The following is a 22740-nucleotide window of genomic DNA, read 5'->3' as shown; positions in this document are numbered from 1 at the left end:
TTTGCGTTCAGGTCGGCAGGGTCATGAAGAATTGCGTTCCCTGGCCCGGTCGCGAGACGACGCCAATGCGCCCGCCGTGGAGCTGAATGATCTCCTTGCAGAGCGCAAGGCCAAGACCGGCACCGCCTTTCTTGGAACCAATCTGCACAAACGGCTCGAATACCCGGCCTTGTTGGGCATAGGCGATCCCTTCACCGTTGTCCTGTACAGCCATGAGCAGGCGATCGTTCTGACGCATGGCCTGAAGCGAAACGCGGCCGCCCGCAGGGGTATGGCGAAGGGCATTGCTGATGAGGTTGTCCAGCACCCGGCCCATTTGTGCCGGGTCCAGCGTGACGCGGGGAAGCGGGGTATGCAGCAGTTCCACCACCAGCTCGACCGACTTGTCCCGAGCGGCATCGGCATGCCGTGCGCGGGCCTGATCGAGCAGCTCGCTGACTTCACTCGGGACCTTCTCGGGACGTTGCAGGCCACTCTGATAGCGTGAGAAATCCAGCAGGTCGTTGATCAGGCGGACCAGGCGATGGGTTTCCTCATCCACTGTCTGCAGCAGGTAAGCCTCACGCGAGTCTTCGGGAAACTTCAGGCGCTCCTGCAACAGGGCAAAGGCCATGTGCATGCCGGTTACCGGCGTCCGTAGTTCATGGGAGGCTCGCAGGACGAACTCGTTGCGGACCCGGTCGAAGGCACGCTGCTCGGTCACATCACGCAGGACCATCAAGGCACCAACACTGCGGCCGTCGGCATGGTTGACCGGCGTGACTGTCCAGGCGAGCAGGCGTGTCTCACCCGCAATATCGATCTGCAGATCTTCCGGGACGGCTTCCAGCGTTTTGCCGGACAGGGCACGCTGGACGGCTTCGTCAATATCCGGGCGTTGCAGGGCCGCGCCCAGGAGCTGACCCTGACGCTCGTCATCCCAGCCCAGCTGACGGTTCGCCACCGGGTTGGCATGTTCGATATGCCCGAGGTAGTCCAGGATGATCAGGCCGTAATCGATACTGTCCAGCACCGCTTGCAGACGACGTTGCCCGGCCACCAGGGCCTCGATGTTGGTCTGGCTCAGCTGGCGCAGGGACTCCGCCATGGAACCGAAGCGGCGACTCAGCAAGGCCAGCTCGGTTACCTTGGAGGTCGGCAGGGTAATGTCGAAATGCCCTTGGCTGATCTGGTCGGCTGCCTTGGCCAGCGAGTCGATAGGACCGCCAAAGCGACGTGCAATGGTGTTGGCCGTTGCAAATCCAATCCCCAGGATAGCCAGCCCGACGAGCCCCAGCAGGACGGCAATCAGCGTGGCCCGGTTATGGGCGTGTTGCTGGGTACTGTCCATGTCGCTGATAAAGCTGGTCTGCAGGTCATACACCTGATTGCGCAGGCTGTTGACCAGGTCCAGAAAAACCTTGTTTTCCCTGAGCGCAGAGTATCCATCCGGTGGATTGCCCAGCATCTTGTAGTACTGGTTGTACTTGCTCTCGAGCTGACTCAGCTGCTGGATATCGTCCGGATGGCTGACCAGGCTCTGGGTCGTGGCCAGGTAGTTACGAAACTCCTGATCATGATTGCGAAGCTGATTGGCGTCCGGCGCCCCATCCATGAGCGAGTACAGCTCGTTGCTCAGCTCCTGCCGCATGCCCAGTGAGGCGTTGATGAACAGCAGCGTGTGCTTGTTGTAGCTCTCCTGGCTATTGGAGAACTGCAGGACACTGACCAACCCGATAATGAGTCCGAGCAGCGCAACGGTAATGAGCGCGGAAATGCTCAGGAACAGGCGTGTCCTAAGTTTTATCGGAAGCTTCATAGCCCGTACTGCTTGCGTTTACGGTAGAGCGTCGAGGAGTCGATGCCGAGAATTTTGGCGGCCTGATCCAACGTCTCGCTTGTCGCCATGACCGCCGCAATATGCGCCTTCTCGAGCGCTTCCAGGCTCATGGTCTCACCCACACGCGGAGCGCTACTGGCGGAGCTGGGCTGTTCGGTCAGGCCAAGGTTGGTAACGTCCACCAGATCCTTGCTGCAGATAATGCTGGCGCGCTCGATTACGTTGCGCAGCTCGCGGACGTTGCCGGGCCAGTCATACTTGCGCAGCGCTTCCTTGGCTTCCTCACTGAATCCATGGGCCGGACGGCCATAGTCCTTGACGAAGCGGGCCAGGAAACGCTCGGCCAGATCAATGATGTCTTCCTTACGCTCGCGAAGCGGCGGCAGGGTCAGCACGATGACGTTCAGGCGGTAGAGCAGGTCTTCGCGGAACTCACCTTCCGCCACCATCTGCTCGAGGTTGCGGTTGGTCGCGGCAAGAATGCGTACATCCGCACGGCGCGTGACCGGATCGCCCACCCGCTCATATTCCTTATCTTGGATGAAGCGCAGCAGCTTGGGTTGCAGGGCAAGCGGGAAATCACCGATTTCGTCGAGAAACAGAGTACCGCCATCGGCTTGGCTGACGCGACCCAGGGTGCTTTCACTGGCTCCGGTAAACGCGCCGCGAGTGTGGCCAAACAACTCGCTTTCCATCAGGTCGGCGGACAGGGACGGGCAGTTGATGGTGACAAAGGTTTTCTTGGCGCGGCGGCTCCAGGCATGGATGGAGCGGGCCAGCTCACCCTTGCCGGAACCGGATTCGCCCAGAATAAGAATATTGGCGTCGGTCGTAGCGACCTGTCGGGCCGTTTCCAGTATCGACATCATGGCCGGACTACGGGATTCCAGACCCAGGCTGGACTTGCGTACTTCGCCTTCGAGCGCTTCAAGGCGAGCGGACAGCTGGCGAAACTCCAGCTGCTTGGCCGCAGCCATGCGCAGCTGATCAGGGCTGCAAGGTTTAACCAGGTAATCGGCAGCACCAGCCTGCATGGCATCGACCGCTGTATCCACCGCCGAATGGGCGGTAACGATGACTACCCGCATCCAGGGTGCCTGGATACGCATCTGTTGCAATACATCTAGACCGTTGTCCTCGCCCAGGCGTAGGTCGAGAAAACAAAGGTCGTATACCTGCCGCAGCAGCAGGGCCTCGGCCTGAGCGGCCGAGTTGGCCGTAGCGACACTATAACCAGCATCTTCAAGGCAGAAACGGAAAGTACGCAGGATCGCTGCCTCGTCATCGACGAGAAGAATCCTTCCGCTCGGTTGATCCATGGAATGTTCTCCGTAGGTACATCCCGCACCTATATAAACAGAAGGGGGCGGGAGGTCTGTGCCTTAGTCAGTTGTAAGTCGTGCAAGTTGCAATATGCACGACAAACGATGCAAGTCTTTTGATGAGATGTCATGACGCGCTGACAGGGGCAGATGGAGGAGGGGCCATGCAAATTGCAGGGAAGCCTCGAAAAACACCAGCCTTACTACCGATCCGGCCAGGAATTCGGTACAGACAACGAGGCACTGACGCTGAGGTTTCGCCTTTTCCTTTAAGGAAGGCAACACAAGTAGAGGCCGTTTGGCTTGAGAAGTTCGCCAGGACGGTCAGTTTTTCTCTATAGGCATCATGCAAAACGCAATGCTTGAAACCCTGCATCTTGCAGTATGCAAGCGGCAGAAAGTGGATCTAATTTTTAACTTATTGATTTTAAAGGATTTTTTTTATTCAAAAACTTGGCATGCCGTCTGCAATATCTCTTGCATAGAGCCTGAAACGGCCAATAACAGTTGAAGGAGTAAACCCATGGTCAGCCAGATTGCACGTAACAATATGATCTGTTCGGCATTCTTCGCAGGTGTAGCAGCAGTGCTGTTCACCACTGGCCATACCTCTACTCCTGTTGCTGCTCCGCAAGCCGTACCTCACATTGAAGTGAAGGCACCGGCGGCCAAGCCTCTGGCAAGCCATGTAAGCGTCGAGCAGCAAAAAGCTATTCCGGCTCAATCTACTGTTGACCGTTTCCCCCGTCAGACTCGCTGGGTTTTCTAAGGAGACGCTTGCGATGTCCGGGACCTACACAACCTTCGCTTTGACCTTCGCCAGCGCGATAGTTCTATTGGGCCTTGTAGCCAGCATGATTTTGATCGGCCGTGCGTTAAAACAGACGGATAGCCGGAACACACGCGATTTAGAAGTATCCATACCGAGGAGCCTATCTTTCTCGGAAAGCGGTGCCAGAGAGTCTCGGATAAGACAGTCGGCCTGGCCTGAGAAAGTAAGTGTGTCTCGATAATCAACTAGAAATCCAAACTAGAAACCAGAGAAAAGTAAGACGAGGAGAATCATCATGCTGAGCTGGGCTATCACGTTTCTAATCATCGCTATCATTGCAGGTGTTTTGGGCTTCGGCGGCATCGCCGGTACAGCAGCAGGTATTGCCAAGATCCTGTTCGTTCTGTTCCTGATCCTGTTTGTGGTGTCCTTCTTCTTCGGTCGCCGCCGACCCTGACACGGGGCCTGCGATTGTCATCAAATCGTAGCCGTAGGCCGGTTTAATGACCTGACCGAACAAACGCCCCGACTTGTCGGGGCGTTTAGGCCAAGGGGCTTGGGTGCTTTGCGGTAAGAGGAGCATCCTCAGGGTACAGGGAGTACCTTCGTCGTTACGAGCCAGGCTGGACGATATATCCCCCAGACGTTTTGGGCCTCGACCGTGGGTCTTGAGGACTAAAACGCCTGGGGGACATAATTTTTGGGTTACTGCATTTTTACCGCCAGCTTGGCGACATGCTCGCCCTGATGGCTCGCCAGTTGTAGTTCCTTGGCGCTGGGCAATCGAGAGCCATCGGCTCCTGCCAGCGTGGCTGCGCCGTAAGGCGAGCCTCCCCTCACTTCAGTAATATCCGCCAGCATGGGGTCGGTATAAGGCATACCGACAATCAGCATGCCATGGTGCGCCAGCGTGTTCCAAAAGGACGTAATGGTAGTCTCACTACCGCCCCCGGTTCCCGTCGAAACGAACACACTGCCCAGCTTGCCTACCAGCGCACCCTTCACCCACAGACCGCCCGTCTGATCGAGGAAGGTGCGCATCTGGCCGGCCATGTTGCCGAAACGGGTTGGTGTTCCAAAGATGATTGCATCGTAGTCAGCCAGCTCTTGAGGCGTGGCGACTGGCGCTGCCTGATCAAGCTTGGCGCCAGCATTGCGGGCCACGTCTTCAGGCATGGTTTCGGGGACGCGCTTGATCGTCACTTCAATGCCCGGTACACGTCGCGCACCTTCTGCCATGGCTTCAGCCAGGCGCTCGATATGTCCATACATGGAATAGTACAGAACCAGAACTTTCTTCATGTCGTCTCCTTGATTAACACAGAGGGCCGCGTGACGGCCTTTTGATGGCTTAAGAAAGGACAACAGCGGTCAAGAATCGTCGGCAGGTTTCTCTTCCTGAACCATCTCAATTCTGGTTGATACCTATCGACGCGTTCGACTTTTTACAGGCGCAGGGCTGCTCGACCTTCGCCATCGGGAGTTAACCCTCGTATCATCCCCGGCTGGTTTCGGGGAGATGCATCATGCTGAACGGGTTATGGCTGGGCTTTTTCATCGTGGCGGCGATCAGTGCGCTGGGACGATGGTTGATCGGAGACGATGCAGGCGTGTTTGCAGCCATGGTCGAGAGCCTGTTTGCCATGGCCAAGCTGTCGGTAGAGGTGATGATCCTGTTATTCGGCACACTGACGCTCTGGCTGGGTATCCTGCGTATTGCCGAGAAGGCCGGTCTGGTCGAAAAACTGGCTTATGTCCTTGGGCCGCTGTTCCGCCGTTTGATGCCGGAAGTACCTGCCGGCCACCCGGCGCTGGGGCTGATTACGCTCAACTTTGCAGCTAACGGCCTGGGGCTCGATAATGCGGCTACGCCCATTGGCCTCAAGGCCATGCGGGCTTTACAGGACCTGAACCCCAAGCCGGAAACGGCTAGTAATGCACAGATTCTATTTCTGGTGCTGAATGCATCCTCCCTGACGTTACTGCCCGTCACTATCTTCATGTATCGCGCCCAACAGGGTGCGCCTGATCCAACCCTGGTCTTTCTGCCTATCCTGCTGGCGACCAGTATCTCCTCGCTGGTCGGGCTGCTATCCGTTTCGTTCATGCAACGGCTCAAGCTGTGGGATCCGGTCGTCCTGGCGTGGCTGGGTGGCGGCGCACTGCTTCTGGGCGGCTTCATGAGCATTCTGGTCACCTTGTCGGCAACGGCCCTGGCGGCATTGTCGTCGCTATTGGGTAATCTGGTGCTGTTCGGCCTGATCCTGATGTTCCTGATCTTTGGCGCGCTCAAGCGGGTGCCGGTTTACGAAACCTTTGTCGAGGGTGCAAAAGAAGGGTTCGAGGTTGCCAAGAACCTGTTGCCCTATCTGGTTGCCATGTTGTGCGCGGTGGGCGTGTTACGGGCATCAGGCGCACTGGAAATCATTCTTGACGGTGTTCGCCATGCCGTGGGCTGGCTGGGTTGGGATACCCGCTTCGTCGATGCGCTGCCTACAGCACTGGTCAAGCCGTTTTCGGGCAGCGCCGCCCGCGCCATGCTGATCGAGACGATGCAGGCCAAAGGTGTGGACAGTTTTCCAGCCCTGATTGCGGCCACTGTCCAAGGCAGTACCGAGACGACCTTTTATGTACTGGCTGTCTACTTCGGCTCGGTAGGAATCCAGCGGGCTCGCCATGCCGTCGGATGTGCACTGTTGGCCGATGGCGCCGGGGTGCTGGCGTCCATCCTGGTCTGCTATTGGTTTTTCGGCTGAGTCATCAATTTTCGAATTCCGCCATCCAGTGCTTGCGAACGATGCGGCGCTGGCGACGGGTTGTGAACTGTTCTGTCTGCCGGCTTTCGGCAATCAGTGAACAGTAATGCCCTTTGTACTGACCCAGGCGGAAGCGGCGGCGTACACCGATGGGGTGCCTGTCGGAGCCATAAAATGCGATCACGTGGATTTCCAGACCATCAAAGACCCAGCCTTCTGGCGGGTGCATGCCATTGAGTTCCAGATCGTGTGCAGCGGCTATCCGGGAGATCAATCGTTGAAAGGTGCCAATGTGCGTAAAGTCACCCGTTTTCAGGGGGCCCTGGCGGGTGGCTTTATACAGCTCGGCATCCTGATCGAAATCATCCTCGCTGCTCTCGCGAACATCCGTCACATCCGCCTTGAGCGTACCGTGCGAGGTGTGCAGGTGCACAATCAGCTGGTTGATGAAGATCGGCTCGGCGCTCATGTTGGAAAGCAGGCACAGGGCGCCTACTCCCTTGCCTGCGCCGCGGTTGATAATGAGCCGCGGTTGACGCTGGCGCTTGAAGCCGCTCAGCAGCAGCTGCGCATAAAAGATCCATACCAGCAACGTGCAGCCGGAGATGAACAGCGTCAGGACGTCACGGTACTCGCGTAACCAATCCAGCATTGGGCTACCTTTAAGGGAAAATTTGCACCTTATTGGAAGAGCCCCCGGTAGGCTGGTTCCCCGCGTGGTGCCTTTCCGTGACGGGGTACTAGAAACTCAATGTGACGGCCCTAGTCAAAATCAAGAAGGGCATTGCCCGCTCAAGGAGTGAAACCTATGAAAACGCTTGGATTGTTCGTTGCAGCCAGCCTGTTTACAGCCCCGCTCTGGGCGGCACCGTTACCATGCGATCAGCTCAAATCTGAGATCGAGGTAAAGATCCAGGCCGCCGGAGTCAGCTCGTACACGCTGGAAATCGTACCGAACGCAGACGTCACCGATCCCAACATGGTGGTGGGCAGCTGTGAAAACGGCACCAAGAAGATCATTTACCAGCGTAACGACGGCTAGAGCGGAATGCACTGACGCTGACGAACCGTTCCAACCGACTGCCCCCGGCTATCGTGCAGCTCCAGCCGGGGCTGGTCCATGTAGGCTGATGCCTCGATGCGGTAGCGTTCGCCTGCCTTGAAATCACCGTACTGGACGATCATGTAGCAGTTGATCTCCACCGGCTCGTAGCCAAAGCCCATCATGCCGCCGCCCGGAACCATGCCGCCCAGCTCGAACTGATAGCGAACCTGTAGCTCATGCGCGCCGGGCGAGACCTGGAAGTAGCGTCCGTCGTCGAGCCGCTTGCCATCCAGACGATCCGCCATCAGCACGTTGCCTACCGAGGCCATCTGCATGTGCAGATCCACCCAGGCCATATTTGGGTCCTTGGGCGGAAGAGGACTGGCGCAGCCTGCCAGCAGTACGGCGGCGAACAACAGGTGCTTTTTCATGGCCTTTAGCCCGAGCGAGTCTGAGAGTATCGATTAGACATCGCCGCAGCGACTTTCTCCACCCCGTGCGACTTCCTGCTGACTGGCATCGTACAGCTTGGCCCAGGCGCGGAACCCGGCTTGCTCAGCCTGTAGCCGATAGCGTTCGCCCGCCGAGAAATCCTTGTAATGGACATTGAGCAGGCAAGTGCGGACCAGGGGCGTGGCACTGGGGCCGATATTGGCCGGATCGACCTTGAACTGGTAGCGCACCTGAAGATCATGGCTACCGGGTTGCACCTGGAAGTAACGGTCGTCCTCGAGGGTCTGGCGATCGGCTTGCTGGGCTTGGAGCAGATCCGGTTTTTCGGTCTTGAGGTCGATCCAGGCCTGGGAAGGGTCCGGCTTGGGCAGCGGCATCAGGGAACAGGCAGTCAGTGCCAGGGCAGGGCACAACAGGAGAATACGACGCATGAGTGAGCTCCAGACAAAGGTAATGCAACGGGGCAGGATTCTCGGCTTCCTTCCTCAGTGCCGGTTTCCATGGGGCCGATACTCATACTAGAGTGTCGCCTCCTCATACCGGCGCTCCAGGTTATTTACCATGTCCCGTCTCTGGTTAGCCCAAGTCGACCTTAAAAGCTTGAGATGGGTTCCATTTATCGCGGCCCTTTGGCTGTGCGGCTGCTCGTCTGTCGGATATTACGGGCAGATGGCAAAGGGGCAGGCGGCCCTGTTATGGCAGCGCACACCCATCACCCAGGTCATTGATGATCCTTCTACCGATCCGGCCCTGAGGCGTCGCCTTGAGCTGGCCCTGCGCGCCCGTGAGTTCGCCAGTCAGCAATTGGGCTTGCCGGATAACCGCAGCTATCGTCTGTTCGTAAAGCTGGACCGGCCCTACGTTGTCTGGAATGTCTTTGCAGCACCGGAGTTCTCACTCTCGCCCCTGACGCATTGCTTTCCCATTGCCGGTTGCGTGGCGTATCGCGGTTACTACCATGAAGAGGCAGCGCAAAAGGCGGCAGAGCCGCTCAAGGCCAAGGGGTGGGATACCTATGTGGCAGGTGTGCCAGCGTATTCGACGCTGGGATGGTTCGATGACCCGCTGCTCAGCAGCATGCTGCGTTGGGATGACGATCAGTTGATTGCAACGATCTTCCACGAGCTGGCCCATCAGAACCTCTATGTGCAGGACGACACGACCTTTAATGAGTCCTATGCCAACTTCGTCCAGCAGGAAGGGCTGCGCCAGTGGCGTGCGGCTCAAGGGTTACCGCCACCTGATCCGCTCCGCGAACAACAGTACCGGCAATTCGTAGGGCTGATACTGGATACACGTAAGCAGCTTGAGTCGCTTTATGCTCAGCCGCTTGCAGCCGAGGCGATGCGACAAGCAAAGGGCAAGGTATTCGAGACGATGCGGCGTGACTATGCACAGCTGAGGGATACACAGTGGCGAGGCGATCACCGCTTTGATGCCTGGATGGCGGGTCCGCTAAATAACGCAAAGCTCTTACCGTTCGGGCTATATGAGCAGTGGGTGCCGGCCTTTGCTGCCTTGTATGCCGAGCATCCCGGAAACTGGCCAGCCTTTTATGCACGTGTCCGGACGTTGGCAGCGTTACCAGCCGCCGACCGCCAGGCTCGGTTGAAAGCCCTGGCGGAGCGGCAGGCAGAACAGAACGATTAGAGCGGTTCGCTCCAGAGCGTGGCGCTGATCTGACCGGTCTCGCCGGGAGCCAGCACCATCACATCGTCCATGACACGGGCGGTCTCGATGCACAGCATGCGCTGCCAGGCATCATCGGCGAACGGTGTCAGACGCTTGGATTTTTCGATCCAGGGGTTCCATAGCACAGCAGACGAGGTGTTCTTGGTCTCGATGAAAATACGGCGATTCCACTGAGGGTCACGAATCCCCAGGCGGGAGGGCAGACCTTGATAGACGCGGTCCACTTCCTGGTCGATGACCGGCTCGCCGTTCTGGCGCTTGCGTTCCCAGCCGTCGAGGCAATCGTAGTAGTCAGCGTGGGTAAAGCCCTCGATACCGACCTGACGGGAGTCGCTCACGGCAAAGTAGGTGTGCAGGGCCTGGCTCAGGGTCAGCGTCTGATCACCAATGTTGCGAGTAGTAAGCGCCATGGTGAGACGATCGCTTACCTCAACCGACAGGGTCAAATCGGCGGCGTGGGGCCAGCCGGGCATGTGAGCAGCAGAGGTCTGGTAGTGGAAGTCCAGGCGGACGCGGTCCACATCCACATCCATGTCACCGGTTGCCCACCCGGCCTGACGAACGAGGCCATGCTGCGGGGCGCCTTCTACCTCGGTCAGCATGTGCTGAACGGCCGGCGGGTTGCGCTTGATATCGCCAAACCAGGGCCAGCAGACCGGTACGCCGCCACGAATGGGTTGGCCATGAATGAATTCGGCATCCGGATTATCCCAGATGATCGGCTGCTCGCCATCAAGGCCGAAGCTGAGGATATGGGCGCCCTGGCAGGCAATCACGGCTTCGGCACGGCCGATACGGATACGCCAGCAGGGCAATTCGTCCTTCTGGATCTGTTCAACGAGGGGAGCGGCTTGGGTCATCAATAATTCCTTGGTCGTTATTATCAGTGAGCGCTGGGCCTGTTCGGTTTGGCCGCGTCAATCGGTTCCGGCAGGACATGACAAGACCTGCCGGATAAGGTGAGTAGAGTAGCGCTATCTCGCGCCACGATGTGCGTTTCGAAGGCTACGACTCATGAAGGTCGGGTGGGGTTTCCATTGAAGCTGCGTGCTCGGTCTCATATCCGGATTCCGCCTGCTCCAAGACGCCATAGGCGATACTGCAGAACAGCGAATTGAGACGCTTCATGTCTGATAGTAGGCCAAGGTGCAGCGAGCTGGTCTCGATGCTTTGTACGACCTGATGGTGCAGACGCTCCACATGGGCGTGGGCGTACCGCCGCTCCAGGACGCGAAAGCGCTGCTTGGCACGCCGCAGGCGACGGGCCGAGTCGGCATCGCCAGACAGAAAGACTGATAGGCATAGCCTCAGGTTGGCCATCAGGTGGCCGTGCAATGCGGCGAGTTCTTCAAGGCCTTGCTCGGAAAAGGAGCGATTGGCCGAGATTTTCTTGTTTTCCAAATCACTGGCCATGCGCTCGATGATATCTCCGGCCTGCTCAAGGTTGATGGCCAGTTCGATGATCTGCGCCCAGCGACGGCTGTCCCGATCCCCCAGATCTTCTCGCGGAATACGGGCCAGATAGAGCTTGATGGCGGTGTAGAGCGCATCAACATCATCATCCAGGCGGCGGACTTCCCGTCCCTGGGCCTTGGTGCCACCGCTTATCAAGGCCATCAGCTCCGTGAGCATATGCTCCACCACATCGCCCATGCGCAGCGCCTCACGGGCGGCGTTGGCAAGCGCCAGGGCGGGGGTATCCAGTACGGACGTATCCAGATGACGTGGGTTCATGGTGATGTCTGCCTGCGGCCGATCCGGCAGGACGAGTGTGCAGAAGCGCGCCATCGGACGTGTCAGGGGCAGGAACACCACACAGCGGACGAGGTTGTAGAGTACATGGAAGCCGATCACCAGCTCTGCGGCCGCCAGTTCCCAGTTGTCCATCCAGTCGGCCACGGTGTCGACCCACGGCAGTACCAGCGCGCAGCCGGCCAGCTTGAACAGCAGGCTGCCCAGGGCTACCCGTCGACCGGCCGGTGTCTGGCGAGACGCACTCAGCATGGCCAGAAGACCGCTGCCCAGATTGGCACCCACCACCAGGCAGAGAGCCACTTTCAGCGAAATGACGCCTGAACCGGCCAGCGTTGCCGTCAGCAGGACAGCCGCAAGACTGGAATAGGAAATCATGGCGAACAGAGCCCCGGTCAGGGCGTCGAGCATTTCGTCTCCGGTCAGTGAGGAGAACAGCACCTTGACGCCCGCAGCCTGGGTCATGGGTGTTGCGGCCGCTACGATCAGCTCCAGCGCCAGAATGATCAGTCCCAGCCCGATCGCCACCCGGCCCAATTGTCCGGGGCGGGACTGCTTGTGACCAATGAAAAGAATGACGCCCACCAGGATCAGCAGCGGAGAAAGCCACGACAGATCAAAGGTGAGCACACGGGCCATTAGTGCCGTTCCTACGTCAGCGCCCAACATGATCGCAAGGGCAGGCCTGAGGGTCATAAGCCCCTGGCCTACGAAGGACGTTGCCAGCAGCGCCGTGGCATTGCTGCTTTGCACGAGTGCGGTAACGCCAATGCCAGCGGCAAAGGCTAGCGGGGTGTGACGTACGCTGCGGCTGAGTACGCGACGCAGGTTCGCCCCGTAGACCCGCATGATGCCGGTCCGGACGATGTGCGTTCCCCATACCAGCAGGGCCACCGCAGAAAGAAGGTTCAGTAGTGTCAGCATTCAGGCGCCCTCCCGGCGCAACTGCTTCCCGGCTGCCTGGCCAGGCTGTAACAAAAGTTTCACATTCATATGCCATGCAGGCCGCAGCGGCTGCTGAGACGGCAGGACAGTAGTCGGGGCTATACAGGGTTAGTCGCCTGTAGGGAGGATATGTTCACCCTGCAGTAGAAGCGCTTTGCTTCTCCACAGTGCCTGAAGGCGGCGTAGACGCTCTGGCTCGACAGGCGGAGCGGTCCATGTCGGGAGCGTTTTCGCTGAACATGGCGTCTGACTGATTGTGACTCGACACAAGGTAAGGTGTTCGCGGCAGGGGTGCGTTATAGTCCGCCGCCGCGTTCATATGCCAATTTTTACTGCTGCATTTAGAAAACAAATATTAAGAAGATATAAACAGCCGCGGTAAACTGTGCGTTTATGTGGGCGCTTTGCCAGCGTCATATCGATAAATCAGGAGGCACAGCCGCTTATCAGGGCTGACCACGCCTACAGCAATACCCACAAGGTTTCGCGTTAAGTGATCGAATTTCAGAACGTTCAAAAGACCTACCTCGTTTCAGGTCGCCAGGTGCCGGCGCTCCAGTCGACCAACCTGCGCGTCGAGGCGGGCGAAGTCTTCGGCCTCATCGGCCACTCCGGGGCCGGCAAGAGCACCATGCTGCGCCTGATTAACCGGCTGGAAGCACCCAGCGGCGGCCGGATCATTGTGGATGGCGAAGACGTCACCGCGCTGGACAGCGCCGGTCTACGTGCCTTCCGCCGTCGTGTCGGCATGATCTTTCAGCATTTCAATCTGCTGTCGTCCAAGACCGTGGCGGCCAACATCGCCATGCCGCTTGAGCTGGCAGGCGGACATTCCCGCGCAGAGATCAACGCGCGCGTGGATGAATTGCTGGCCCGTGTTGGCCTGACTGACCATGCCCGCAAATACCCGGCACAGCTCTCGGGCGGCCAGAAACAGCGGGTCGGCATTGCCCGTGCGTTGGCGACGCGGCCAAAGATCCTGCTGTGCGACGAGGCCACCAGTGCTCTCGACCCGCAGACCACTGGACAGGTGCTGCAGCTGCTGGCGGAGATCAACCGTGAACTGGGTCTGACCATTGTGCTCATCACCCATGAAATGGATGTGATCCGTCGCGTCTGTGACCGTGTGGCGGTACTCGATGCCGGCACAGTTGTCGAGCAGGGCACAGTGGCGGATGTCTTCCTGCATCCCAAGCATGCCACCACTCGGCGCTTTGTGTTCGAGGCCGAACACGTGGACGAGGGCGATCTGATGTCGTCCTACAGCCATGTGGAGGGACGTATCTTGCGCCTGACCTTCCGTGGCGAAGCCACCTATGCGCCTCTTCTGGGTCAGGTAGCCCGGGAAACCGGCGTGGATTACAGCATTCTGAGCGGTCGAATCGACCGTATTCGCGAAGAACCCTACGGCCAGCTGACCATTGCCCTCGTGGGAGGGGATCTGGACGCCGCTCTGGCTCGTTTCGACGCCGCTGATGTAACCGTGGAGGTCATTCGTTGATGGACGCTTTTCTCGCCTTTTTTGCCGATATCGACTGGCCTGAAATCTGGCAGGCTACCCTCGACACCCTGCAAATGCTGGGCTGGTCGATGTTGTTTACCGTACTGCTCGGCTTGCCGCTGGGCGTTCTGCTCTTTTTGACCGGCAAGCGCCAGTTGCTGGAACAGCCCATCGTGTATGGCCTGCTGTCGTTCCTGGTGAACGTCCTGCGTTCGATTCCCTTCATTATCCTGTTGATTCTGATGATCCCGATTACCGTATGGCTGATCGGCACCTCGCTGGGCGTCGAGGGTGCTATTCCGCCGCTGGTGGTGGGGGCTGCGCCCTTCCTGGCACGTCTGGTCGAGACGGCGCTGCGCGAAGTGGATCGTGGCATCATCGAGGCAACCCAGGCCATGGGCGCAAGCCTCTGGCAGATCGTGACCCGTACCCTGCTGCCCGAGGCCCTGCCTGGCCTGATCGCCGCTGCAACCGTTACAGCGATTGCGCTGGTGTCCTACACGGCCATGGCGGGCGTGATCGGTGGCGGTGGTTTGGGTGATCTGGCGATCCGCTTCGGATACCAGCGCTTCCAGACCAATGTCATGGTGGTCACCGTCGTACTTCTGCTGATCCTGGTACAGGTGCTGCAGATGGTCGGTGACCGCCTGGTTGTAAAGTTCAGCCGCCGCTAACAGGCTGTCCGCCGGGTCTCAAGGTCCGGCGGAAAACACTAGCATTACACGCTGTTCCCTCTTATTTTCGAAAGGAATCCGCTATGTCTCTGAAACGTACCCTGCTTTCCGTTGCGCTTGGTTTTGGTCTGGTGACAGCGGCTCATGCCGAGACCCTGAAGGTGGCAGCGAGCCCTATTCCCCACGCGGAGATCCTTGAGCTGGTCAAACCCCAGCTGGCAAAGGAAGGTGTAGATCTGGAGATCAAGGTCTTCAACGACTATATCCAGCCGGATCGCCAGACCGACCAGAAGCAGGTCGATGCCAACTATTTCCAGAGCAAGCCCTATTACGAGTCCTACCAGAAGAGCAACAAGGACAGTAATCAGGTGCCGGTCGTAGCCGTACACGTCGAGCCGTTTGGCGCCTATTCCCAGAAGATCAAGTCGGTTTCCGAACTGAAAGACGGCGCGACCATTGCCATCCCCAACGATCCAACCAACTCTGGTCGCGCGCTGCTGCTGATCGCTAAGCAGGGTTTAATCACCCTGAAAGATCCGAACAACATCTCTGCCACCCAGCGCGACATCGTGGATAACCCCAAGCACCTGAAGTTCAAGGAGCTTGAAGCTGCTACGCTGCCGCGTGTACTGAACCAGGTGGACCTGGCGCTGATCAACGCCAACTATGCGCTGCAGGCCAAGCTGGTACCGACCAAGGATGCGCTGTTCATCGAAAGCGCCGAGTCGCCCTACGCCAACTACCTGTACACCCGTGCGGAAAAAGCCAACGATCCAGCCATCCAGAAGCTGGCCAAGGCCCTGACCACGCCTGAAGTGAAGAAATTCATTCAGGAGAAATATCAGGGTGGCGTTGTTCCCGCGTTCTGATCGTAATGACCTGATCGGGTATGAGGAGAGGGGTTGAGGGGTAGACCTTGAACCCCCATCTCCTGGACTGATCCGCGTGTCGTTGACATGCTTTTGAATCTGCCGAGGAGTTTGACCATGAAGAAACTGATTGCCGCTGCTGCCCTGCTGGCTGCCGCCGTCACTGCCCATGCGGCAGAAAAGCTGAGCGTGGCGGCAACGCCTGTTCCGCATGCCGAGATTCTGGAATTCGTAAAGCCCCAGCTGGCGAAGGAAGGCGTGGACCTGGACGTCAAGATTTTCACTGACTACGTTCAGCCCAACCTGCAGGTGGCCCAGAAGCGTCTGGATGCCAACTTCTATCAGCACAAGCCTTACCTGGACGAATTCAACAAGAGCCGCGGAACCGATCTGGTACCGGTCGCTCAAGTGCATGTGGAGCCGTTCGGTATCTACTCCCAGAAGGTCAAAAGCCTGGATGAGGTCAAGGAAGGCGCAACCGTTGCCATTCCCAGCGACGCCACCAATGGCGGCCGTGCCTTGCTGCTCCTGGAAAAAGCCGGTCTGATCACGCTCAAGGATAACTCCAATATCCTGGCGACCCCGCGTGACATCGCCACCAATCCCAAGAAGCTCAAGTTCAAGGAGCTGGAAGCCGCTACGCTGCCGCGTGTGCTGAACCAGGTGGACCTGGCGCTGATCAACACCAACTATGCGCTGGAAGCCAAGCTGAACCCGACCAAGGATGCGCTGCTGCTGGAAGGCAAGGAGTCGCCTTATGCCAACCTGCTGGTTGCCCGCCCGGACAACAAGGACAGCGATGCCATGCAAAAGCTGGCCAAGGCCCTGACCAGCCCGGAAACCAAGAAATTCATCGAAGACAAGTACAACGGTGCGGTTGCTCCGGCGTTCTGATCGCTTCGATAACAAAAAGCCCGCCCTGAACCGGTGGGCTTTTTTATGGGTACGATCCGGATTAGCCGGGCTGCATCAGCTCAACCACAACCTGATCGGGCCCGTGGATCGTCACGACTTGCCAGCCCTCACGGGGACCCTGGGTAATAATCCGGGGCGCTGGCGCCTCATATCCTGCCTTGCGAATGTGCACCAGTCGCGCCTCAAGGTCATGGACCTGAAACAGGAGGGGAACGACCGCAGGGATTTCAGGCTCCGGTAGCTGATGCACAGGAATAGGCTGCTCGATCAGCAGCACACGGTAGTCATGAACTTCCAGCTCGGCAACAGCGGTCGCCTGGGTGCCCGCAAGCGCTTCATCACAGGGGGACTTGCTCTGGCGGATGAGCGTAAAGCCAAGGGCAACCGCCCAAAAATTCAGCGACTCAGCCAGTGACGGAACAACAAGTCTGAGGTGATCGGAACGGCGTAAGACGGTAAGAGGCTCGCTTGAAAACATCAAAAATATCCATGGCTAGTCACCTAAGGGTATCTCGTTGAGCCTGCTAGGCTGAGGCTGGGTAGGTAAAGATTGAGTAAAGCCTGTCTCATTTTGAACCTTCGAAGGACTCAGCTTCGGGCACCGGTAAAGCGCCGCGAATCTGCACGATAATGATCATGACCAGCGCCCCCGCAGCCAGCAGCAAAGGCATGGCGTGGCCGGTCAGCCATTGGCTGGCGGCTCCAGTGGTTAAGGGGCCGAGCAGGCAGCCGAAGCCCCAGAGCTGGGCGATACGGGCATTGGCCTGGACCAGCTCGGCGTCCCGGTAACGTTCGCCAATCAGGATCAGGGCGAGGGTGAAAATACCACCGGCGCTGGCACCAAAGATCACCAGTAACGGCCAGATGTAGGTGGTGTGCAGCAGGAGTGGCATGGCGAGGCTGGTCAGCAGCAGTGTGACACCACATGCCTTGAACAGGCCGGTGCGCGAAACGCGGTCAGCCAGTGCGCCCAGCGGCAGTTGTAGCAGGGCGTCTCCGGTCACGACCGTGCTGGCCATGAGCAGGGCGGTACGCTGGTCAAAGCCCTGGTTCAATGCGTACACCGGCAGCAGTGTCAGCATCATGGCCTCGAAGGCGGCAAATAGCACAACAGCCCAGGCGATGGCGGGGAGTTGCCGGCAAAAGCGCAAAAGGCCGCGGCCAATGGAGCCATGATCGCTGGCTTTGGGCGCACCGCTGCGGCCTACAAGCGCAAGGGAGCCCATGATGAGCAGGGCGGTACTGATCCAGAAGCCGCCGTTGCCTTCAGTGCCAATCAGGGTCAGAACCAGGGGGCCGGTCAGCTGGCTTAGCGCATAGGCGCTGCCATACAACGCCACCAGTTTACCGCGCCACTGTTCAACGATGATCTGGTTGATCCAGCTTTCACCGAGCACGAAGATCATGGTCAGAATAATGCCCAGCAGTAACCGGAGCAGTACCCAGACGCTGTAATAGGGCAGGAGGGACAGCAGCAGTACGGACAGCGCACCCGCCAGAAGGCAGAGCTGCATCAGCCGCGGCGTACCGATACGAGCGGCCAGGCGTCCGGTTATACCGGCCCCCACGAAGATGCCGATGGCCGGCGTGGCCGCCATGAACCCAATGGCGAACGGGCCGTAGCCCCAGTTTTCCAGCCTCAATGATACCAGCGGCATGGTGATGCCCAATGCCAGACCCACACTGATGATGGCGCCCAGCACGGCAAAATAGGTCCCCCAGCGCATGAGCGCTCCTTGTGGTGCAGAGGGTAATAGGACAGCACGTACCGGCGAGAGTTACGCCTTGTTCAGCTTGCCGAAATGCTCGCAGGCGGCATCGCAGAAATGCTCCAGCCGGTCGACGATATCCGGCGTCAGGCTGACCCAGCGCACCCGACGGTCAACATCGCCATTGGTTTCAGTCAGATAGCCCCGGTCGATCAGATGCTGGACATATTTGACGGCGGTGCGCCGGCTGATGCTGGGCATGAAGGCATAGAGATCGGTTTTGCGCAGGGATTGATCCTGCCGCTGCCACATGTTGATGAACAGGTCGGAGTAGCTGAGATCGCTTAGCCCCAAATCGCCGAAATGAGCAATCCAGCTGTTGTCCATGGCCAGAATGGCGTGTGCAACAGCGCGGCGTTTGGTTTGACTGAAGCGACGGGTCATGTTCGTTACCGGTAAGTGCAGACAGGCAGGGCCTGTTTGTTGGCTTTCTTGTCTCGGTGGCTAACGCTTGGCACCCACCGTTTACAGGGCAACACAGGTTAAGCGGCTCGCGGCAGCTGACGAGCACGCGCAGTGTAATGGCTGGACGATATCCGCCGGTAGCGTTTGTATACAGGCGCGCGCCTGTTGTGCGCTAGTGGTCATGCGTGACACGCAGGACAGATGAACTAGAGGAGAAAATACGTTTCCGATAGGCTGAGAAGAACCGGTGACATGTGTGATGCCCAGAGCCTCACCGGATCACCAGCCCTGATGAGTTTTTAAGGACACGATAACGATGCGTAAGTGGCAATGTATTGTCTGCGGTTACATTTATGACGAAGCGGCAGGCTGGCCGGATGATGGTATTGCGCCTGGGACCCGTTGGGAGGATGTTCCGGAAGACTGGATGTGTCCGGATTGCGGCGTCGGCAAATCCGATTTTGAAATGATCGAGATCGCCTGATCCGCTCCTTCCCAAGCGGCCGACCGGTTGCTGTCTTCGTCTCGGGTCTGCGTTGATGACAGGCCCGGTGACACATTCAATAATGCGTGAACCTATCTGAGCGGGGCGCCCGGTGACGCCACGCCTGAACCAACGCAGAGAGAACGTTATGAGCGAAATTTTACCCCTGGTCATCATCGGCACAGGGTTGGCGGGCTACAACCTGGCCAAGGAATGGCGCAAGCTCGATAGCCAGACGCCTCTACTCATGATTACGGCCGATGACGGGCGTTCCTATTCCAAGCCCATGCTGTCCAACGGCTACGCCAAGAACAAGCAGCCGGATGAGCTGGTCATGGCGGAGCCGGGGGCAATGGCTGATCAGTTCAATGCCCGAATCTTTACCAATACCCGCGTCACGGCTATCGACCCTGGCCACAAGCGAATCTGGCTGGGTGAGGAAGAGGTTCGCTACGAAAACCTTGTCCTGGCCTGGGGCGCAGAACCTATTCAGGTGCCCGTTGCAGGAGGGTGCGAGGACGCTTTCTTCCCAATCAACGACCTGCAGGACTACGCCCGTTTTCGTCAGGCAGCTGAAGGCAAGCAGCGCGTGCTGATTCTGGGGGCCGGGTTGATTGGCTGTGAGTTTGCCAATGACCTGCGAAGCGGCGGCTATGACGTGGATGTGGTCGCACCGTGTGAGCAGGTCATGCCCAATCTTGTTCCTGCCCAGGTGGCAGCAGCCGTTCAGAGCGGGTTGGAAAGCATTGGCGCGCGGTTTCACCTGGGGCAGACGGTGACACGGCTGGAGCGCGAAGGGGATGGGTATCTGGCGCACCTTTCCGATGGTGCGACTCTACCCTGCGACGTAGTGGTGTCGGCTGTAGGTCTCAAACCACGGGTTGATCTGGCGCAGGCGGCAGGCCTTGAGGTCGAGCGCGGCATTGTGGTCAATCGCGAGCTGCGTACCTCCCATGAAAACATCTATGCCCTGGGAGACTGCGCCGAAGTGGAAGGGCAAAGCCTGATGTATGTGATGCCGTTGATGGCCTGTGCCCGTGCTCTGGCCCAGACGCTGGCCGGAAAGCCCACGGCAGTTACTTATGGTCCGATGCCAGTAACGGTAAAAACGCCAGCCTGCCCGCTGGTTGTCGCATTGGTCAACAAAGGGGCCAAGGGTGAATGGCGGGTTGAGGGAAGTGGAGCGGATATCAAGGCGTTGTGCATTGATAGTGAAGGTAAATTGCTGGGTTATGCCTTGAGCGGAGCAGCCGTCAGCGAAAAATTGGCGTTAAACAAGCAATTACCACCCGTTCTGGCGTAATGACTGAAATACAGCGTTACATTCAAGACGCGTCAGTCGTATGGAAAAAGCGCTGAATGCGACTGGCGCGCGGGTTTGGGCCGTGCCATGCTCAGAGTGCCTGCTTAAACGCGGCTGCTCCGCTCCAGACAAGGGGTGGAGAGTACGGATACAACAACAATAAACACCTACAAGAGGCATCTTTATGCGCAAACCGGAACTCGCCAGCGCCATCGCTGAAAAAGTCGGTCTTTCCAAGGAACAGGCCAATACCGTTCTCAATGCCGTGCTTGATGAAATTGCCAATGCATTGCACCGCAAGGATAACGTCACGTTGGTAGGCTTCGGTACTTTCCTTCCCCGCCATCGCGGAGCCCGTACAGGCAAGAACCCGCAAACCGGTGAACCGGTCAAGATTCGCGCTAGCAATACCGTGGCTTTCAAGCCCGGCAAGGCCTTGCGCGACAGCATCAGCTGATCCCTTGCGCACTGCCTGTATCGGCGTGCTGGGTATGAACTGTCTGGCCCTCTCCCGCCTTCCAGACCGCCATACCCGAACCTCACCGCTACAGGGCATCTGCGCCTAACTATCCGGCGGGCACCTCTGTACCCGCCGGACACACAGGCTAGGCGGCCGTCTGCACGGCGCCTGTCGAGGGTGATCCGCCCAGCGAAGCCGCTTTATGGTAGCGACCTTCCAGACGACGCTTGAGCGCGCGAGGCTCAATGATCAGCTTGACGCCATTGGACTCGTTGGTCCGTTCCCAGTCTGCCAGCAGCTCCATGCAGGCATGATCGATATAGCTCACGCGATCCAGTGGTACATGCAGGGTCGTGCCCGGCTTAACGCCTTCCAGCACCTGGGTGATCTTGGGCACCTTCAGGAAGGTGGCCGAACCACTCATGCGCAGTTCTGCCTGGGTCTCGTCTTCCTTGTCATAGACCAGAGCCACTTTAAGGCGTGAGGCCTTGAACGCTAGGGTGGCTACCGACAGGGCAAAGCCTAGAACGACACCCGTGAGCAGGTCGGTAAAGACAATGGTCAGCGCCGTCACGGCATAGATCAGGATAGGCGTACGTCCATACTGCTTCAGGCCTTGCAACGCCGAAGGACTGGCCAGTTTTACACCGGTATAGACCAGGACGCCTGCCAGGCTGGCAATCGGGATTTGCTTGAGCACGAAGGGGAGCGCGGCGACGAACGCCAGCAGCCATGCGCCATGCATAATGGCCGATGCACGTGTTTTAGCGCCGGCCTGGACATTGGCCGAGCTACGAACGATTACCCCGGTCATAGGCAGCGCACCGACGATACCGCACAGCAGGTTACCGACGCCCTGGGCTGACAGCTCACGATCGAACTGGGAACGGGGCCCCTGGTGCATCCGGTCAACCGCTGCGGCGGACAGCAGCGTTTCGGCACTGGCAATAAACGCCATGGCAACCGCTGCCATGAACAGTGTCGGGTTGGTCAGCATGCCCATGTCGGCAAAGGTGATCCAGTCAATGGCATCGCCGAGGTTGTCCGGCACGTTGACCCGGTTGACGTCCAGATTCATCCACAGGCTGGCCATCGTAGCTGCCGTTACGGCGATCAGCGCGCCTGGCAAAAAGCGTAGCGAATGTGGCCGTTTCTTCTCCCAAAGCCACATGATGGCGATGGTGGCGATACCCAGCATGGCCGCATAGGCACCGCTGCCCTCGTGTCCGCCCCATTCACTGGCTGCCTGTACGGCCGCCTTCGGAAAACCGACCAGGTTGGAGAGGCCCGACGCTTGCGGTGAGGCGTCGAGCATCACATGGACTTGGGACAAGACAATCAGAATACCGATACCGGCCAACATGCCATACACCACGGCAGGCGAGGTGACGCGGAACCAGGCGCCCAGCCGGGCAAAGCCCGCTGCGACCTGAATGATCCCGGCCAGGATCAGCACCGGCCCGAGGGCCTTCATGCCATGCTGGTTGACCAGTTCAAATACCAGTACGGCAAGCCCTGCGGCCGGGCCGCTGACCTGCAAGGGGGAGCCGGCCAGAAAGCCGACGATGAGGCCACCAATGATGCCGGTCACCAAGCCCTTGGCTGGCGGCATTCCAGAGGCGATGGCGATGCCCATGCACAAGGGCAGGGCAACGAGAAAGACTACCAGCGAGGCCAAGGCATCGCGTGGAAAGGTCTGCTTGAGTGATGCTGCAGAAGTGTTTCCGAGCATGGTCCTATCCTCCGTAAAAACGCATAGCAACCTGTGCCAGAGCCCTCCCTAACCGGATCTGGCAAAGTCGTT

At 58.7% G+C, this 22740-nt stretch carries 24 protein-coding genes; 12 read left to right on the top strand and 12 right to left on the bottom strand.

Going from position 1 to position 22740, the window contains the following annotated elements:
- Nucleotides 1-7: 7 nt before the first annotated feature.
- Together B3729_RS04495 and algB are read right to left on the bottom strand one after the other, a co-directional pair.
- Nucleotides 8-1798, bottom strand: a complete 1791-nt coding sequence (locus B3729_RS04495; protein WP_286787236.1) for an ATP-binding protein — start codon at nucleotides 1796-1798, stop codon at nucleotides 8-10.
- The gene (gene algB, locus B3729_RS04490) at nucleotides 1795-3138 is read right to left on the bottom strand and encodes a sigma-54-dependent response regulator transcription factor AlgB (protein WP_010796561.1); all 1344 of its coding nucleotides are present in this window, start codon (nucleotides 3136-3138) and stop codon (nucleotides 1795-1797) included. The genes B3729_RS04495 and algB overlap by 4 nt, the downstream gene beginning before the upstream one ends.
- 526 nt (nucleotides 3139-3664) lie before the next feature.
- Between algB and B3729_RS04485 the strand changes: the two genes are divergently transcribed.
- Nucleotides 3665-3910, top strand: a complete 246-nt coding sequence (locus B3729_RS04485) for a hypothetical protein (RefSeq protein WP_010796562.1) — start codon at nucleotides 3665-3667, stop codon at nucleotides 3908-3910.
- A gap of 298 nt (nucleotides 3911-4208) precedes the next feature.
- A complete protein-coding gene (locus B3729_RS04480) occupies nucleotides 4209-4370 on the top strand; it encodes a DUF1328 domain-containing protein (protein ID WP_010796564.1) in 162 nt (53 codons plus the stop codon).
- A 248-nt stretch (nucleotides 4371-4618) separates the two neighbouring features.
- Here the strand turns inward: B3729_RS04480 and wrbA are convergent, their stop codons facing one another.
- Entirely contained in the window at nucleotides 4619-5215 is a 597-nt protein-coding gene (wrbA, locus tag B3729_RS04475; RefSeq protein WP_286787235.1) for an NAD(P)H:quinone oxidoreductase, read from the bottom strand.
- A gap of 224 nt (nucleotides 5216-5439) precedes the next feature.
- On the opposite strand from wrbA, the gene B3729_RS04470 reads away from it, so the two are divergent.
- Complete coding sequence (locus B3729_RS04470; RefSeq protein WP_286787234.1) at nucleotides 5440-6669, top strand: nucleoside recognition domain-containing protein; 1230 nt, start codon at nucleotides 5440-5442, stop codon at nucleotides 6667-6669.
- A 4-nt stretch (nucleotides 6670-6673) separates the two neighbouring features.
- On the opposite strand, the gene B3729_RS04465 is transcribed toward B3729_RS04470, so the two are convergent.
- A complete protein-coding gene (locus B3729_RS04465) occupies nucleotides 6674-7321 on the bottom strand; it encodes a hypothetical protein (protein WP_286787233.1) in 648 nt (215 codons plus the stop codon).
- Between the two features lie 156 nt (nucleotides 7322-7477).
- On the opposite strand from B3729_RS04465, the gene B3729_RS04460 reads away from it, so the two are divergent.
- Nucleotides 7478-7711, top strand: coding sequence for a DUF1161 domain-containing protein (locus tag B3729_RS04460; RefSeq protein WP_010796568.1), 234 nt, complete (start codon nucleotides 7478-7480; stop codon nucleotides 7709-7711).
- On the opposite strand, the gene B3729_RS04455 is transcribed toward B3729_RS04460, so the two are convergent.
- Together B3729_RS04455 and B3729_RS04450 are read right to left on the bottom strand one after the other, a co-directional pair.
- Nucleotides 7708-8145, bottom strand: a complete 438-nt coding sequence (locus tag B3729_RS04455; protein WP_122041077.1) for a hypothetical protein — start codon at nucleotides 8143-8145, stop codon at nucleotides 7708-7710. The two genes, B3729_RS04460 and B3729_RS04455, sit on opposite strands and share 4 nt — an antisense overlap.
- Nucleotides 8146-8178: 33 nt before the next feature.
- On the bottom strand, nucleotides 8179-8598 hold the full coding sequence (locus tag B3729_RS04450) for a hypothetical protein (protein ID WP_010796570.1): 420 nt from the start codon (nucleotides 8596-8598) through the stop codon (nucleotides 8179-8181).
- A 130-nt stretch (nucleotides 8599-8728) separates the two neighbouring features.
- Here B3729_RS04450 and B3729_RS04445 point away from each other — a divergent pair, with 130 nt between their 5' ends.
- Nucleotides 8729-9817: an aminopeptidase gene (locus tag B3729_RS04445; protein ID WP_286787232.1), complete on the top strand. Its 1089-nt coding sequence runs from the start codon at nucleotides 8729-8731 to the stop codon at nucleotides 9815-9817.
- On the opposite strand, the gene B3729_RS04440 is transcribed toward B3729_RS04445, so the two are convergent.
- Nucleotides 9814-10719 carry a D-hexose-6-phosphate mutarotase gene (locus B3729_RS04440; protein WP_286787231.1) on the bottom strand — a complete coding sequence of 302 codons (906 nt, stop codon included), beginning with the start codon at nucleotides 10717-10719 and terminating at the stop codon, nucleotides 9814-9816. The genes B3729_RS04445 and B3729_RS04440 overlap by 4 nt on opposite strands.
- A 145-nt stretch (nucleotides 10720-10864) precedes the next feature.
- A complete protein-coding gene (locus tag B3729_RS04435; RefSeq protein ID WP_010796573.1) occupies nucleotides 10865-12535 on the bottom strand; it encodes a Na/Pi cotransporter family protein in 1671 nt (556 codons plus the stop codon).
- A gap of 514 nt (nucleotides 12536-13049) precedes the next feature.
- On the opposite strand from B3729_RS04435, the gene B3729_RS04430 reads away from it, so the two are divergent.
- The 4 genes from B3729_RS04430 (at nucleotide 13050) to B3729_RS04415 (ending at nucleotide 16494) form a co-directional block, all read left to right on the top strand.
- Nucleotides 13050-14057 (top strand): methionine ABC transporter ATP-binding protein, encoded by a 1008-nt coding sequence (locus B3729_RS04430; RefSeq protein WP_286787230.1) that lies wholly within the window; start codon nucleotides 13050-13052, stop codon nucleotides 14055-14057.
- Entirely contained in the window at nucleotides 14057-14731 is a 675-nt protein-coding gene (locus tag B3729_RS04425; RefSeq protein ID WP_010796575.1) for a methionine ABC transporter permease, read from the top strand. The genes B3729_RS04430 and B3729_RS04425 overlap by 1 nt, the downstream gene beginning before the upstream one ends.
- An 89-nt stretch (nucleotides 14732-14820) precedes the next feature.
- Entirely contained in the window at nucleotides 14821-15600 is a 780-nt protein-coding gene (locus B3729_RS04420; protein ID WP_122044678.1) for a MetQ/NlpA family ABC transporter substrate-binding protein, read from the top strand.
- A gap of 117 nt (nucleotides 15601-15717) precedes the next feature.
- On the top strand, nucleotides 15718-16494 hold the full coding sequence (locus B3729_RS04415) for a MetQ/NlpA family ABC transporter substrate-binding protein (RefSeq protein ID WP_125888148.1): 777 nt from the start codon (nucleotides 15718-15720) through the stop codon (nucleotides 16492-16494).
- A gap of 61 nt (nucleotides 16495-16555) precedes the next feature.
- Here B3729_RS04415 and B3729_RS04410 read toward each other — a convergent pair whose 3' ends face one another.
- The 3 genes from B3729_RS04410 to B3729_RS04400 form a co-directional block, all read right to left on the bottom strand.
- Complete coding sequence (locus B3729_RS04410) at nucleotides 16556-16993, bottom strand: VOC family protein (RefSeq protein WP_286787229.1); 438 nt, start codon at nucleotides 16991-16993, stop codon at nucleotides 16556-16558.
- An 88-nt stretch (nucleotides 16994-17081) separates the two neighbouring features.
- Nucleotides 17082-18242: an MFS transporter gene (locus B3729_RS04405; RefSeq protein WP_286787225.1), complete on the bottom strand. Its 1161-nt coding sequence runs from the start codon at nucleotides 18240-18242 to the stop codon at nucleotides 17082-17084.
- A 51-nt stretch (nucleotides 18243-18293) separates the two neighbouring features.
- Complete coding sequence (locus B3729_RS04400; RefSeq protein WP_286787222.1) at nucleotides 18294-18668, bottom strand: hypothetical protein; 375 nt, start codon at nucleotides 18666-18668, stop codon at nucleotides 18294-18296.
- Between the two features lie 337 nt (nucleotides 18669-19005).
- Between B3729_RS04400 and B3729_RS04395 the strand changes: the two genes are divergently transcribed.
- The 3 genes from B3729_RS04395 (at nucleotide 19006) to B3729_RS04385 (ending at nucleotide 20933) form a co-directional block, all read left to right on the top strand.
- The gene (locus B3729_RS04395) at nucleotides 19006-19173 is read left to right on the top strand and encodes a rubredoxin (RefSeq protein WP_010796583.1); all 168 of its coding nucleotides are present in this window, start codon (nucleotides 19006-19008) and stop codon (nucleotides 19171-19173) included.
- Between the two features lie 148 nt (nucleotides 19174-19321).
- Nucleotides 19322-20476 carry an NAD(P)/FAD-dependent oxidoreductase gene (locus B3729_RS04390; protein WP_286787221.1) on the top strand — a complete coding sequence of 385 codons (1155 nt, stop codon included), beginning with the start codon at nucleotides 19322-19324 and terminating at the stop codon, nucleotides 20474-20476.
- Between the two features lie 184 nt (nucleotides 20477-20660).
- The gene (locus tag B3729_RS04385) at nucleotides 20661-20933 is read left to right on the top strand and encodes an HU family DNA-binding protein (protein WP_010796585.1); all 273 of its coding nucleotides are present in this window, start codon (nucleotides 20661-20663) and stop codon (nucleotides 20931-20933) included.
- A gap of 148 nt (nucleotides 20934-21081) precedes the next feature.
- Here the strand turns inward: B3729_RS04385 and B3729_RS04380 are convergent, their stop codons facing one another.
- A complete protein-coding gene (locus B3729_RS04380; RefSeq protein ID WP_286787218.1) occupies nucleotides 21082-22668 on the bottom strand; it encodes a SulP family inorganic anion transporter in 1587 nt (528 codons plus the stop codon).
- Nucleotides 22669-22740: the final 72 nt, after the last annotated feature.

It is taken from the genome of Pseudomonas sp. UBA3149 (assembly GCF_002364655.1).
Lineage (GTDB): Bacteria > Pseudomonadota > Gammaproteobacteria > Pseudomonadales > Pseudomonadaceae > Chryseomonas > Chryseomonas luteola.
Note: the sequence above shows the minus strand (reverse complement) of the source record. Positions and strands in the feature narration are given on the sequence as shown.